Source organism: Phenylobacterium sp., assembly GCF_036677185.1.
GTDB lineage: Bacteria > Pseudomonadota > Alphaproteobacteria > Caulobacterales > Caulobacteraceae > Phenylobacterium.
On the sequence record NZ_JAKFEN010000013.1, the window covers coordinates 48,699 to 61,815 of the forward strand.

At 66.8% G+C, this 13,117-nt stretch carries 11 protein-coding genes and 1 pseudogene; 6 read left to right on the forward strand and 6 right to left on the reverse strand.

What is annotated here, in order from left to right; genetic code table 11:
* The first annotated feature begins 33 nt into the window (after nt 1-33).
* Nucleotides 34-1,632, forward strand: a complete 1,599-nt coding sequence (aceB, locus tag V6M51_RS03865) for a malate synthase A (RefSeq protein WP_332764800.1) — start codon at nt 34-36, stop codon at nt 1,630-1,632.
* A 148-nt stretch (nt 1,633-1,780) separates the two neighbouring features.
* Here aceB and V6M51_RS03870 read toward each other — a convergent pair whose 3' ends face one another.
* Complete coding sequence (locus tag V6M51_RS03870; RefSeq protein WP_332764802.1) at nt 1,781-2,416, reverse strand: helix-turn-helix domain-containing protein; 636 nt, start codon at nt 2,414-2,416, stop codon at nt 1,781-1,783.
* Between the two features lie 233 nt (nt 2,417-2,649).
* Here V6M51_RS03870 and V6M51_RS03875 point away from each other — a divergent pair, with 233 nt between their 5' ends.
* The 3 genes and pseudogenes from V6M51_RS03875 (at nt 2,650) to V6M51_RS03885 (ending at nt 4,927) form a co-directional block, all read left to right on the forward strand.
* Nucleotides 2,650-3,477: a UDP-2,3-diacylglucosamine diphosphatase gene (locus tag V6M51_RS03875; protein WP_332764804.1), complete on the forward strand. Its 828-nt coding sequence runs from the start codon at nt 2,650-2,652 to the stop codon at nt 3,475-3,477.
* 115 nt (nt 3,478-3,592) lie between these two features.
* A pseudogene (locus V6M51_RS03880) lies at nt 3,593-3,715 on the forward strand (TetR family transcriptional regulator); the annotation flags it as partial.
* 111 nt (nt 3,716-3,826) lie between these two features.
* Nucleotides 3,827-4,927, forward strand: a complete 1,101-nt coding sequence (locus V6M51_RS03885) for a glycosyltransferase family 4 protein (protein WP_332765300.1) — start codon at nt 3,827-3,829, stop codon at nt 4,925-4,927.
* Nucleotides 4,928-5,083: 156 nt separating this feature from the next.
* Here V6M51_RS03885 and V6M51_RS03890 read toward each other — a convergent pair whose 3' ends face one another.
* From V6M51_RS03890 to phnC, 5 genes are all read right to left on the reverse strand, one after another.
* Nucleotides 5,084-6,085 (reverse strand): substrate-binding domain-containing protein, encoded by a 1,002-nt coding sequence (locus tag V6M51_RS03890; protein WP_332765302.1) that lies wholly within the window; start codon nt 6,083-6,085, stop codon nt 5,084-5,086.
* Between the two features lie 114 nt (nt 6,086-6,199).
* A complete protein-coding gene (locus tag V6M51_RS03895; protein WP_332764806.1) occupies nt 6,200-7,411 on the reverse strand; it encodes an OprO/OprP family phosphate-selective porin in 1,212 nt (403 codons plus the stop codon).
* A 187-nt stretch (nt 7,412-7,598) separates the two neighbouring features.
* Nucleotides 7,599-8,408 carry a phosphonate ABC transporter, permease protein PhnE gene (gene phnE, locus V6M51_RS03900; protein ID WP_442957681.1) on the reverse strand — a complete coding sequence of 270 codons (810 nt, stop codon included), beginning with the start codon at nt 8,406-8,408 and terminating at the stop codon, nt 7,599-7,601.
* 9 nt (nt 8,409-8,417) lie between these two features.
* Nucleotides 8,418-9,437: a phosphate/phosphite/phosphonate ABC transporter substrate-binding protein gene (phnD, locus tag V6M51_RS03905; RefSeq protein WP_332764808.1), complete on the reverse strand. Its 1,020-nt coding sequence runs from the start codon at nt 9,435-9,437 to the stop codon at nt 8,418-8,420.
* Nucleotides 9,434-10,228 (reverse strand): phosphonate ABC transporter ATP-binding protein, encoded by a 795-nt coding sequence (gene phnC / locus V6M51_RS03910; protein ID WP_332764810.1) that lies wholly within the window; start codon nt 10,226-10,228, stop codon nt 9,434-9,436. Before phnC ends, phnD begins: the two co-directional genes overlap by 4 nt.
* A gap of 432 nt (nt 10,229-10,660) precedes the next feature.
* Between phnC and V6M51_RS03915 the strand changes: the two genes are divergently transcribed.
* Together V6M51_RS03915 and V6M51_RS03920 are read left to right on the forward strand one after the other, a co-directional pair.
* On the forward strand, nt 10,661-11,914 hold the full coding sequence (locus tag V6M51_RS03915) for a type III PLP-dependent enzyme (RefSeq protein ID WP_332764812.1): 1,254 nt from the start codon (nt 10,661-10,663) through the stop codon (nt 11,912-11,914).
* A 96-nt stretch (nt 11,915-12,010) separates the two neighbouring features.
* A complete protein-coding gene (locus tag V6M51_RS03920; RefSeq protein ID WP_442957836.1) occupies nt 12,011-13,075 on the forward strand; it encodes a 1,9-bis(guanidino)-5-aza-nonane synthase in 1,065 nt (354 codons plus the stop codon).
* Nucleotides 13,076-13,117: the final 42 nt, after the last annotated feature.

Here is a 13,117-nt window from a genome sequence, read left to right on the forward strand (position 1 = left end):
ATCCCGGCCCAGCCGGAAACGAGGAAGCCCCACATGTCCGTCGATGTCGCCGCCCGCCCTGGCCTGGAACTCAAAGGCGCCGTGGAAGGCCGCGCGGCCGAGGTGCTGACCCCGGAGGCCCAGGCCTTCCTCGTCGAGCTCCACACCCGTTTCAATCCGCGCCGGCTGGAGCTGCTGGCCGCCCGCGCCACCCGCCAGAAGCGCTTCGACGCCGGCGAGCAGCCCGATTTCCTGGCCGAGACCAAGGCCGTGCGCGACGGCGACTGGAAGGTCGCGACCATCCCCGCCGACCTGCTGGACCGCCGGGTGGAGATCACCGGGCCCGTCGACCGCAAGATGATCATCAACGCGCTCAATTCCGGGGCCAAGGTGTTCATGGCCGACTTCGAGGACGCCTCGTCGCCGACCTGGCAGAACATGGTCGAGGGCCAGGTCAACCTGAAGGACCGCTGGGCCGGCAAGATCGGCTTCACCGACGCCACCACCGGCAAGGCCTATGCGCTGAAGGACAAGGTCGCCACCCTGATGGTCCGCCCCCGCGGCTGGCACCTGCCCGAGGCCCACGCCCTGGTGAACGGCGAGGAGATGAGCGGCGGCCTGTTCGACTTCGGCCTCTACTTCTTCCACAACGCCAAGGCCCAGATCGCCGCCGGCGCCACACCCGCATTCTACCTGCCGAAGATGGAGAGCCATCTGGAGGCCCGCCTCTGGAACGACGTCTTCGTCTATGCCCAGGACGCGCTCGGCGTGCCGCAGGGGACCATCAAGGTCACGGTGCTGATCGAGACCCTGCCCGCCGCCTTCGAGATGGACGAGATCCTCTACGAACTGCGCGACCACATGGCGGGCCTCAACTGCGGCCGCTGGGACTACATCTTCTCCTACATCAAGCGCCTGGGCCGCCAGCCGCAGGCGCTCACCCCCGACCGCGCGGTCATGGGCATGGGCTCCGCCTTCCTGGCCGCCTATTCCCTGAAGCTGATCCAGACCTGCCACCGGCGCGGCGCCTTCGCCATGGGCGGCATGGCCGCCCAGATCCCGGTCAAGGGCGACGACGCCGCCAACCAGGCGGCCTTCGCCAAGGTGCGCGCCGACAAGGAACGCGAGGCCAACAACGGCCACGACGGCACCTGGGTCGCCCACCCGGACCTGGTCCCCGTGGCCCTGGAAGTGTTCGATAGGGTCATGCCGACCCCGAACCAGCTGGGCAAGCTGCGCGAGGACGTCAAAGTCAGCCGCGAGGACCTGCTGAAAGTCCACGAGGGCGCGCGCACCGAGCACGGCCTGCGCGAGAACATCCGGGTCGGCGTCCAGTACATCGAGGCCTGGCTGCGCGGTAAGGGCGCGGTGCCGCTCTACAACCTGATGGAAGACGCCGCGACCGCCGAGATCAGCCGCGCCCAGATCTGGCAATGGATCAAGCAGGCCGCGACCTTGGACGACGGCCGGGTGGTCGACGAGGCCCTGTTCCGGACCCTGCTGGACGAGGAGATGGCCGCGCTCAAGGCCACCCTGCCCGGCGGCGCCTTCGAGACCGGCCGCTTCGCCGAGGCGATCGCCATCTTCACCGAGATGAGCCTGTCGGAAGGGTTCGAGGAGTTCCTGACACTGCCGGCCTATCGGGCGCTGTAGGCCTCGTTTCCCTCCTCCTTGTGGGGAGGGAAGACCGCGCAGCGGTCGAGGGTGGGGCTTTCTGAAGCTTCGATGAGGCCGGCCGGTCTTCCCCACCCTGGCGGCTTCGCCGCCTGTCCCTCCCCATAAAGAGGAGGGAAAAGGGACCCTACTCCGGCCAGAGCTCCTGGACGTCGCCCTTGCGGTTCAGCACCCGCACCGCGCGCTTGACCACGGTCAGCAGGCGCTCCTTGCGGGCCGTCTCATCATAGGTCATGGCGCCCTTGGCCAGGCCCTCCAGCAGGAATCGGCCGAGGTCGCGGCTGGTCTGGAAGCGGGGGTCCTCACCGGCAGAGGCGAGCGCCAGGAACCGATCGCCGACCTGGTTGTGGTCGAAGGCGCTCTGGGCGCCGGCCAGGCGCACGCGCAGCATCGGATCGGTCCGCGCCGCGGACTCCATCTCGCCGAAGGCCACGAACGGCGTCTCGTGCAGCAGGGTCCAATAGGCGTCGATGGCGTGCTCGGCGGCGTCCACGCCGGCCGCCGGGGGCGCAGAGGCCGCCTGCTCGAACAGGCGCGCGCGCTCCACCTCGATATAGGTCACGGCCGCCTCCACCAGCTCTTCGCGACTGGCGAAATGATAGAGCATGGCGCCGCGCGTCAGGTTCGCGGCGTCGGCGATCATCGCATTGGTCGCGGCATGGTAGCCGACCTCGGCGAACAGCCGCATGGCGGCGTCAAGGATGCGCGCTCGGGTCCGCCGAGATTTCGGCGTCTCCTTCGCAGGATAGGTTCGGGCGTCCATAGGACCTTGTTTGCGGAAGACCTGGGGAGGGTCGGCCTTGCAGAATCCTTACGATGAAAGGCGGGGCGACAAAAGGGCCGACGTCGGTTTCATGAGACTGACACGCAATCAGCCTAGCGGATGGGCAATCGGCCGCATGCTTGAGGGCGATAGCCGAAAGTGGAAGCCGGTTTCGGCGGCCATCGCCCTCAAACTTTTCATGTTGGAGCCCACTTGGGCTCCGGGGGGCATCTATGGGTGATCCGGGAGTCCGCAGCTATCGGACCGTGTTCATTTCAGACATCCATCTCGGCACCAAGGGGTGCCAGGCGGAGCTGTTGTTGGACTTCATTCGCCATATCGAGTGCGAGACGCTCTATCTGGTCGGCGACATCGTCGACGGCTGGAAGCTGCGCTCCGGCTGGCACTGGCCCCAGGCCCACAACGACGTGGTCCAGAAGATCCTGCGTATGGCCCGCAAGGGGGTGAAGGTCATCTATGTCCCCGGCAACCACGACGAAGGGGTGCGCGACTTCGTCGGCGTTCATTTCGGCGGGGTGATCGTGGCGCGCGACGCCATCCACGAGACCGCGGACGGCAAACGCTTCCTGGTGGTGCACGGCGACGAGTTCGACGGGGTGGTGCAGCACGCCCGGTGGCTGGCCTTCGTGGGCGACTACGCCTACCGGGTGCTGATCGCGGCCAATACGTTGTTCAATCGCGTCCGCCGCCGGCTGGGCTTCGGCTATTGGAGCTTCTCGGCCTTCCTCAAGACCCGGGTCAAGAACGCCCTGCAGTTCGTCGAGAACTTCGAGGCCGCGGTGGCCGACGAGGCCCGCCGTCGCGGGGTGGACGGGGTGATCTGCGGCCACATCCACAAGGCCGAGATGCGCGACATCGACGGCATCGCCTATATCAATGACGGCGATTGGGTGGAAAGCTGCTCGGCCCTGGTCGAACATCCCGATGGCCGGCTTGAGATCCTGGAATGGGCCAAGCTGCGCTCCTGGTCGGCGATCGACCGCAAGGGCCGCCGGCCCGAGCCGTTCCGGGAGCCCCTGCCGGAGGCCGCCGCGGCCTGAGGCGCTTCATTGACAGTCCAGCTGTTTTGATGACAGTGCGGCTGTCATGATCCCGCCAACCCGGTACACCTCGAACCTGCGCGACCGCCAGAAGCAGGCGACCCAGGACCAGATCATGCATGCGGTGGCCCGCAAGCTGGAATCCGGACCGTTGGAGGATCTCAGCTTCGCCGAGATCGCCGCCGAGGCCGAGGTGGGCGAACGCACGGTCTACCGCCATTTCCCCACCAAGGAGGCGCTGCTGGGCGCCTTCTGGGCGTGGCTGCAGAGCCAGGCCCTGACCACCACCCGCCCGGCGACGCGCATCCGCGAGGCGATCACCGCGCCGCGGGTCGACGGCCAGAAGCCCATGCGCATCCTGCTGGTCACCGACGCCTGGGCGCCGCAGGTCAACGGCGTGGTGCAGACCCTGTCGCGGGTGATCGCCGAGCTGAAAGCCTTGGGCCATTCGGTCGAGGTGATCAGTCCCGACCAGTTCAAGACCTTCCCGCTGCCGACCTATCCCGAGATCAAGGTGGCCATCGCCGCCCATGAGCCGGTGCAGGAGCGCTTCAAGGCCTTCGAGCCCGAGGCCATCCACATCGCCACGGAGGGTCCGTTGGGCCTAGCCGCCCGGCGCATCTGCGTGGAATGGAAGCTGCCCTTCACCACCAGCTACCACACCCGGTTCCCGGAATATGTCTCGGCCCGGCTGCCTTTGCCGCTGGCGGCCGGCTATGCCTACATGAAGTGGTTCCACAAGCCGTCGGGCCGGATGATGGTCACCACGCCGACCATGAAGGACGAGCTGGAACGCCACGGCTTCGGCAATATCTCGGTCTGGTCGCGCGGGGTGGACACCGAAATGTTCCATCCCAGGCGCCCGGACGAACGCGACATCTTCGAGGGCCTGCCGCGCCCGATCTTCCTGTCGGTGGGCCGCGTGGCGGTGGAGAAGAACATCGAGGCCTTCCTCGGCCTCGACCTGCCCGGAACCAGGGTGGTGGTCGGCGACGGTCCGCAGCGCGAGGAACTGATCGAGCGCTATCCCGAGGCGGTGTTCACCGGCGCCAAGTTCGGCGCGGAGCTGGCCGCGCACTTCGCCTGCGCCGACGCCTTCGTCTTCCCCTCGCTCACCGACACCTTCGGCCTGGTGATCCTGGAGGCCATGGCCGCGGGCGTGCCGGTGGCCGCCTATCCCGCCCCCGGCCCCATCGACATCCTGCCGGGCTCCGGCGCCGGGGTCCTGGCCCACAGCGCGACCGAGGGCCTGCGCGAGGCCTGTCTCGAGGCGCTCAAGCTCGACAAGGCCGCGGTGCGCGGCTTTGCGGAAGGCTTCTCCTGGAAGGCCTGCGCCGAGGACTTCGTGAAGAACCTCCAGCCCTATCCGGAGCCGGAGAAGACTCGCTTCTGGCGCCGCCTGCGCCGCCTGACCCGCGTCCGCCGGCGCCGTGTCGAGGCGACGGCGTAGCCTAACGATTCTCGCACCCCACCTTCGTCACCCTCCGGTCGTCTGAAAGACGATCCGGGGGATGACGACGTGGGTTGGCTTTCGCCGCCCGCCCCAAACAGAAAACGCCGCGACCCGGGGGCCGCGGCGTTTCCAGCTCTCCTCGAGCGGTCGATCTTAGCTGGCCGGACGCGCCATCGGCGTCAGCTTCTGGGCGACGCCCTGTTGCCCGGCGTGCTGGCCGGCGGGCAGCGCGATCAGGCCGCGTTGCGAGAGGTAGCCGCCACGGCCGGTGGCCGCATCGGACACGTACTCGGTGACGAACTCCTGCAGACCCTTGGTCACGCCGATGTTCGCCTTCTTCACGTAGATGTAGAGCGAACGGGACAGCGGGTAGGACCCGTCGGAGATCGTGCCTGGGGTCGGGCGGATGCCGTTGATCGACGCCCCTTTCACCTTGTCGCCGTTCTCTTCGAGGAAGGAGTAGCCGAACACGCCGAGCGCGCCCGGCGTCTTGGTCAGGGTCTGGACGATGGCATTGTCGTTCTCGCCAGCGTCCACCCAATGATCCTTGCGCATCGGATCGACCAGCTGCTTGAACTTCTTCTCGTTGTTCGAGCGCAGCTCGTCGGCGGTCGGATATTTGCGAGCGCCTTCCTCGATGGCCAGCTCGATCCAGGCGTCACGGGTGCCCGAGGTCGGCGGCGGCCCGTAGACGAGGATGCGATTGCCGGGCAGGCCGGCGCCGATCTCGTCCCAGGTCGTGTAGGGGTTGGGGATGAACTTGCCGCCGCGAAGCACGGTGGCCGCGAGACCCAGATAGAGGTGCTCGCGCTTGAAGCTGTAGTCCGCGCCGTCCTTGTCCACCGCCACGACGATGCCGTCGAAGCCGATCTTGATCGCGACGATGTCCTTCACGCCCTTGGCGGCGCAGGCGTCGAATTCCGACTTCTTCATCGGGCGCGAGGCGTTGGCGATATCCGGATAGGCGTCGCCGGCGCCCGAGCAGAACAGCTTGATGCCGCCGCCGGTGCCCAGGCTCTCGACCTTGGGGGCCTTGTTGCCGGTCTTGCGGGCGAAGTTCTCGGCCACGCGGGTGGTGAACGGGAAGACGGTCGAGGAACCGGCGGCCCAGACATAGTCGCGCGCGGCGAACGCCGGAGCGCTGGCGCCCAGCATCGCGGCAGCCGCGGCGCAGGCGAGAAGCGCTTTCTTAGCCAGAAGCTTTTTCACGGGATGTCTCTCTTCGAAGAGGGAGCGGGGCGATCCCAGGGACCGCCCCGCGGAGGGATCTTAGAAATCGAACTGAGCGCGGAACTGCAGGGTCTTGGCGTCGACATCCGCGCCGACAGCCGCGTTGTCGTTCTCCGAGACCGAGTAGTTGGCCATGAAGCGGACATAGGGGTGCGGGTACCAGTTGGCGCCGAGGGTCCAGGCCGAGTACTCGCCCGCGGTGGCCACACCGGTGATGTCGGTGAGGTCGACGCTGTCGTAGCGAACGCCGAGCTCGACAGCCCCCAGCCCGCCGCTGGTCATGGGATCGAGGATCTTGATGCGGTTGAACTCGCCCTTATTGGCCTCGTAGCGGCGGGTCTCGCCGGTCACGAACCAGCTGCCGTAGAGGTACCAGGCGCGCGCATCGGCATCGAGATTGCCGGGACGCTGGATGTCGATGTTGGCCCATTCGCCTTGCACCGAGAACGGTCCGTGCACCCAGGCGCCTTCGAGGCCGATCATGGTGTCCTTGACGCCGACGGCGCCCGAGGTGACGTACTGCGCGCCGTAGTTGGTGTTGTTGCGCACGCCGTAGCTGAAGTTGCCCTGGTCTTCGCGGTTGCGCCGACGGGCCCAGACGCCGAGGTGGACCTGGTCGCTGTCAGTCATGATCGGCGCGAAGGTGGCGCGGCCGTTGAAGCCGAACACTTCCTTGGAACCGGTGGCGGCGTTGGTCGCCACATCGGCGGAATTGAGGCTGTCGCCAGAGACGGCGCCGGCGACGGTCCAGTTCGGGCCGTTGGCCTTGACCTGGACGTTCATCACGCGGCCGATACCGAGCACGTCATTGTACGGACCGCGCTCCATGAAGGTGATGTAGCGCGAGGAGGTGATGTTCTCGAGCGACACGGTCTTGAAGTTGCCGGCCATGATCGAGATCGTGTCGGTCGGCTTGTACTCGAGGATCAGGTCCTCCCACTCCGAACCGCCGCGGGTGAAATTGATCTCGGCCTTGTAGGCCCAGTTGGCGTTCCAGGTTCCCTCGACGCCGAGGCGAGCCGTGCGCAGGCGGGTGTTGCTGGCCTCGAAGTCGGCGCCCGTCTGGCGGTCGACGTCCTGATAGACATAGTCGTTGTAGACCCGACCGCGGACCTTGAAGGTCAGGCTGTCGTTCTGGAATTGCGGCGCGCCCTTCCAGGCGGTCGTGGTGTCTTGAGCCTGCGCGGCGGATGCGCCCAGCAGCAGCACGCCAAGCGCCGCCCCGGCGCAGAGCGAGGTTTCGATTTTCATTATTAGGATCCTTGTAGAGCTATCCCCGTGGCCTCTTCAGGCTAGGGGCGGCTTAACGAGGTCCCGTGACGGTTCGGCCAAGATTGGATGACGGTTACGCGTCGCAACCGTGAAGCTCCGGATACGGATTTGTGACAGTCGAGCCGTGGCGGCGGCAGAACAAATGCCGGATCGGTCGGCGCCGCGCCTAGAGCAGGCGTGAGCGGATGGTCTGGGACAGCAGGTCGATGATGCTGACCGCCACCACGATGACGATCGAGATCGCCGCCACGCGGCTGTAGGCGAAGCTGTTCAGGCTGTCGAACAGGATCTGGCCGATACCGCCCGCGCCGATCAGGCCCAGCACCGTGGCCGACCGGCTGTTGGATTCGAAGCGATACAGGGCGTAGGAGGTCCAGAGCGGAGCCACCTGCGGAATGACCCCCCAGACGATCTCCTGCAACGGCGCGGCGCCGGTGGCGCGAACGCCTTCGACCGGCCCCTTGTCGATGGACTCGACCGCTTCCGAGAACAGCTTGCCCAGCACCCCGCCGGTGTTGAGCGCCAGGGCCATGACCCCGGCGAAGGGGCCCAGGCCCACGGCGACGATGAACATGGTTCCGATCACCAGGTCAGGGATCGAGCGCAGGGCGTCCATGACCCGCCGGACCGGCATCTGGATATAGGCTGGCGTGACGTTCCGCGCGCCGAGGAGGCCCAGGGGCACGGCCAGGACCACGGCGATCGTCGTGCCCCAGAGCGCGATCTGGATCGTCACCCACATCTGCGCGACCAGCAGCCGCCAGTCGCTCCAGTCGGGTCGCATGAACTCATGGCCGAACTGGCGCATGTTGTCCGAGTTCTTGAACAACAGCGGCAGCTTCTCCATCTCGACCGGGCCGAATCCGACCACCAGCATGGCCGCGATACCGCCCCACAGGACCAGATCGAACACCCGCTGACCGAGCGGGCGCACCGGCGGCTTCAGGAGGTCGGGCGCGGTCACGGTGACGGTCACGGGGCGATCCTACTGCGCGGCCGCGGGCTGGCCGGTCCTGGCCTCCAGCGCGGCGCGTTCGGCCCGGATGGCGTCCAGCGCCTTCTGGGCCTGCTCGGTCTTCACCTTGTCGCCCTTGTTGCGGGCGTCGAGCAGGGCCTCGGTCGCCTCCATCTCCTGGACCGGCAACAGGTGGGTGGCGTCGGCCGGCTTGAAGCCGCCGATGGAGAGCGCGTTCAGCAGCTTGCGCTGGCGCTCCGGCTCGGGCCCCTCGCCTTGCGCATAGGTCAGGAAGAACTGCCGCAGCTTCTCCTTCACCGCCGGGTCCAGGTCGCTGCGCCAGATGATCGGGTCCTCCGGCAGCTTGGGGCTTTCCCAGATCACCCGGACCTGTTCGGCGACGCCCGTGCCGCGCTCCTCCTGCAGGCGGATGGCGGTGGAGTTGTTGGTCGCCACGTCCAGCACGCCCTTGGCCACCGAGAACAGGTTGGACTGGTGGTTGGCGGTCTTCACCTGCTTGAAGCACTTGGCCGGGTCGATGTTGTTCGGCGCGAACAGATAGGTCATCGGCGCGAGCGTGCCGGAGGTCGACTTGGCGTCGCCGATCCCGAAGGTCAGGCTCTTGTCGCACCTGAGCACGTCTTCCAGCGTGGTCTTGCTCTTGGCGGGCACGATGATCACGGACTTGTAGCCGTCGATGTTCGAGGGATCGAAGGTCCGCGCGAAGACCTCGCCATTAGCGCGGCGCACCGCCTCCAGGCCCGAGAGATTGGAAAACCATCCGGCGTCGACCTGCTTGAAGCGCAGGGCCTCGATCAGGGCGGTGTAGTTGGAGGCGAAGAACGGCTTCACCGGGATGCCGATCGACTTCTCCATGTCGGCCAGGATGGGCTTCCAGAAGGTCTCCATGCTGGTGGAGTTCTCGGTCGCCAGGATCGAGAAGTTGATCACGTTGGGCTCGGCGCCGGGCGCCGGCGCATCCGGCTTGCCGCAGGCCGAGAGCCCCAGGCCGGCCAGCCCGCTTGCGATGAGGAGGCGACGGTCGATCATTTGGGAGCTCCTTCCCAGAAGACGTCTTCGAATTCCGGGCCGTAGATGTCGATCAACCGGGTCTTGTCGAGGCCGTCGGCGCCGCCGTCATAGACGATCTTGCCGGCCTTCAAGGCAACCACTCGGTCGCAGTAGCGCAGGGCGTAGTCGACCTGGTGCAGGGTGACCACGACGGTCAGGCCGTCGACCCGGTTCAGGTCTCGCAGGATATCCATGACCTTGCGGGCCGAGACCGGATCGAGGGAGGCCACCGGCTCGTCGGCCAGGATGATCTTGGCCTTCTGGACCAGGGCGCGGGCGATGGCGCCGCGCTGCTGCTGGCCGCCGGACAGGGTGTTGGCGCGCTGGGCGGCGTACTCGGCCACACCCACCCGGGCCATGGCCGCCATGGCCGCGGCCTGGATCTCCTTCGGCCAGGCGCCGAACAGGCCCCGCGAGAAGGGAATCCGCCCCAACGAGCCCAGGGCCACATTGGAGAACAGGGTCAGGCGGCCGACCAGGTTGAACTGCTGGAAGATGAAGCCGATGCGGATGCGCGCCTCGCGCACCTTGGAGGAGATCTTGCCGTCGGCCTGAACCGACTGGCCGAAGGCGTCGATCCGGCCCTCGCCGGGATCGATGGCCTGCAGGCCGCTGATCGAGCGCAGCAGGGTCGACTTGCCGGAGCCCGACGGCCCGATCAGGGCGATCATCTCGCCCTTGCGCACCTTCAGGGAAACCGAATCCAGGGCACGCCGAGAGCCGAAGCTCTTCGAGGCGTTCCGCACGGACAGAACCGCGGCGTCAGTCATGGATGGCGAGGCTTCCCCGGATCGGCGCACGCAGGTGTCGGGACAGTCACCGACCTCTACGACGGCTTCATGACATGGCCGCTGGCGTGCGGTCCAGCACCCGTTGACGCGCAGGCGCGCGACGAGGCGTCGGACGCCCTTCGACCGCGGATCGTGGCGTTGCGGACACGGTGGAGGCTGTTTTCGCCGGCGCCGGCGAGGGTCGGCTCCCGGGCGTTCGAAACGGCGCGAAAACGGCTGTGGAAAAGGTGGAATCAGTCCCCCGCGCAATCCCTGACGGGCCCAGGGTTTGGCGACGATTTGGCCGCACGAAAACAAACCTCTTTACATCGAGGTTCATCGCCCCTATTTCGCACCGCTCCGGCGGACCCGATGTCCTGAAAAGCGCTGCTAACGCCGGCTAGGTTCAACTGCCAATGGGGGTTACGTGAATTGCACACGTACCATACGCCCCTGGACCTGGTCCGTCAGCGGTCCCCGGAACGTCCCGTCGCAATAGCGCGACCGGACGCGGTGGCCGCAGCGGCGCGCTGGTTCCAGACGAATTTTCGAGGCGACGTCTTCTACGCCGTCAAAGCGAATCCTTCGCCCTGGGTCATCGAGACCCTGGTTGCGAACGGCGTCACCTCGTTCGACGTGGCCTCGATCCCCGAGATCGAGCTGATCGCGCAGTTCGCGCCGGGTTCCCGCATGGCCTTCATGCACCCGGTGAAGAGCCGCGCGGCGATCGCCGCCGCCTATCATGACCACGGCGTGCGCACGTTCGCGCTCGACACCCATGAAGAGCTGGCCAAGATCCTGGCCGCCACCGGCGACGCCAAGGACCTGAACCTCATCGTCCGCCTCGCGGTGGCCGCCGAGGGCGCGCAGTATTCGCTGTCGGGCAAGTTCGGCGTCGACGCTCATGAGGCGCCGGCCCTGCTGCTGGCCGCGCGGCGCGCGACCCAGGACCTGATGGGCGTCTCCTTCCATGTGGGCAGCCAGTGCATGCGTCCGACCGCCTACCAGGCGGCGATGACCCAGGCCTCCCGCGCCCTGGTCCGCGCCGGCGTTTTCGCCGACGTGGTCGACGTGGGCGGCGGCTTCCCTTCGGTCTATCCGGGCATGGTGCCGCCGGCGCTCGCCGACTATGTGGACTCCATCGACCGCGGCTTCGCCGAGATGATGGTCCACGAAACCACCGAACTCTGGTGCGAGCCGGGCCGGGCCCTGGTGGCCGAAGGCTCGTCCATCGTCACCAAGGTCGAACTCCGCAAGGGCGAGGCGCTCTATCTGAACGACGGGTCCTATGGCTCGCTGTTCGACGCCGCGCACGCCAAATGGCCCTTTCCGGTCAAACTTCTCCGCAACGAGGGCGGCGAGGCGCGCGAGGTCGAAGGCAATCTAAAGCCCTTCAAGTTCTGGGGCCCCACCTGCGACTCGCTCGACCATATGCCGGGCCCGTTCTGGCTGCCGGAAGACGTCCGCGAGGGCGACTATATCGAGATCGGCATGCTGGGCGCCTATGGCGTGGCCATGAACACCCGCTTCAACGGTTTCGGCGACGCCGAGATCGCCGAGGCGAAGGATGCGCCCATGGCCTCGATGTTCGGCCTGGCGCGGCGTTCGATCCCCCTGCCCAAGCAGGAGAACCAGAACGTCGTGAAGCTGTCGCGCGCGCGCAGCAAGAAGCGTCGGCGGAAATAAGCCGGCAGCTCAATCGTTATTGGCGCGGCCGGTCGCTCCGTCCCGGCCGCGCCCTATTTTTTGGACGGGCGCTCAAACTCTCAAAGGATGCAGAGAATGAACGCTGACGTTCAGAAGACGAACCGCAAGGCCGAGCTGCTGGCCAACACCGTCGAGCACGTGGCGATCGACCAGTACGACGCCCGCCCGATCATCGACGCCATGCGCAATATGAGCTTCACCAGCCGCGACACGGCGCGGGCCGCCGACATCTGGTCGATGTCGCTGGAGGACAAGGACTGCTCGACCTGGCTGACCCTGGCGGGTTCGACCAGCGCCGGCGGCTGCATGCACATCTACCGCGACATGGTGAAGTACGGGATGATCGACACGATCGTCGCCACCGGCGCCTCGATCGTGGACATGGATTTCTTCGAGGCCCTGGGCTTCAAGCACTATCAGGCCCAGTCCAACGTCGACGATCGCGACCTGCGCGACCTCTATATCGACCGCATCTACGACACCTATATCGACGAGGAAGAGCTGCAGAACTGCGACGGCACGATCTACGAGATCTGCGAGCAGCTCGAGGCCCGTCCCTATTCCAGCCGCGAGTTCATCCACGAGATGGGCAAGTGGCTGGCGGCCGGCAACGCCAAGAAGCCCGACTCGCTGATCGAGGTCGCCTATCGCGAGGGCGTGCCGATCTTCTGCCCGGCCTTCGTGGACAGCTCGGCCGGCTTCGGCCTGGTCAAGCACCAGGTCGAGCGGATGAAGGCCGGCAAGCCGTACCTGACCATCGACGCGGTGGCCGACTTCCGTGAGCTGACCGACATCAAGCTGGCGGCCGGCACCACGGGCCTGTTCATGGTCGGCGGCGGGGTTCCCAAGAACTTCGCCCAGGACACCGTGGTCTGCGCCGAGATCCTGGGCCACGAGGCCGAGATGCATAGGTACGCCGTCCAGATCACCGTGGCCGACGTGCGCGACGGCGCCTGCTCGTCCTCGACGCTCAAGGAGGCCTGCTCCTGGGGCAAGGTCGACGTCACCTGGGAACAGATGGTGTTCGCCGAGGCCACCACCGTGGTGCCGCTGATCGCCTCGGACGCCTTCCACCGGGGTTCCTGGAAGAACCGCACCAAGCCCCGCTGGGCCAAGCTGTTCGACAAGACCACCGCCTAAGGCCGGACAAAAAGACGGCCGTCGCCCTATCCCAAAGGCGAC

What these genes read in the sequence shown, in the direction of transcription:
- V6M51_RS03885 (WP_332765300.1), top strand. Translation starts at nt 3,827, where the DNA reads ATGCGCATCCTGCTGGTCACCGACGCCTGGGCGCCGCAGGTCAACGGC.
- V6M51_RS03920 (WP_442957836.1), top strand. Translation starts at nt 12,011, where the DNA reads ATGAACGCTGACGTTCAGAAGACGAACCGCAAGGCCGAGCTGCTGGCC.
- phnC (WP_332764810.1), bottom strand. Translation starts at nt 10,228, where the DNA reads ATGACTGACGCCGCGGTTCTGTCCGTGCGGAACGCCTCGAAGAGCTTC.
- V6M51_RS03890 (WP_332765302.1), bottom strand. Translation starts at nt 6,085, where the DNA reads ATGCTGGGCGCCAGCGCTCCGGCGTTCGCCGCGCGCGACTATGTCTGG.
- V6M51_RS03875 (WP_332764804.1), top strand. Translation starts at nt 2,650, where the DNA reads ATGGGTGATCCGGGAGTCCGCAGCTATCGGACCGTGTTCATTTCAGAC.
- phnD (WP_332764808.1), bottom strand. Translation starts at nt 9,437, where the DNA reads ATGATCGACCGTCGCCTCCTCATCGCAAGCGGGCTGGCCGGCCTGGGG.
- aceB (WP_332764800.1), top strand. Translation starts at nt 34, where the DNA reads ATGTCCGTCGATGTCGCCGCCCGCCCTGGCCTGGAACTCAAAGGCGCC.
- V6M51_RS03895 (WP_332764806.1), bottom strand. Translation starts at nt 7,411, where the DNA reads ATGAAAATCGAAACCTCGCTCTGCGCCGGGGCGGCGCTTGGCGTGCTG.
- V6M51_RS03870 (WP_332764802.1), bottom strand. Translation starts at nt 2,416, where the DNA reads ATGGACGCCCGAACCTATCCTGCGAAGGAGACGCCGAAATCTCGGCGG.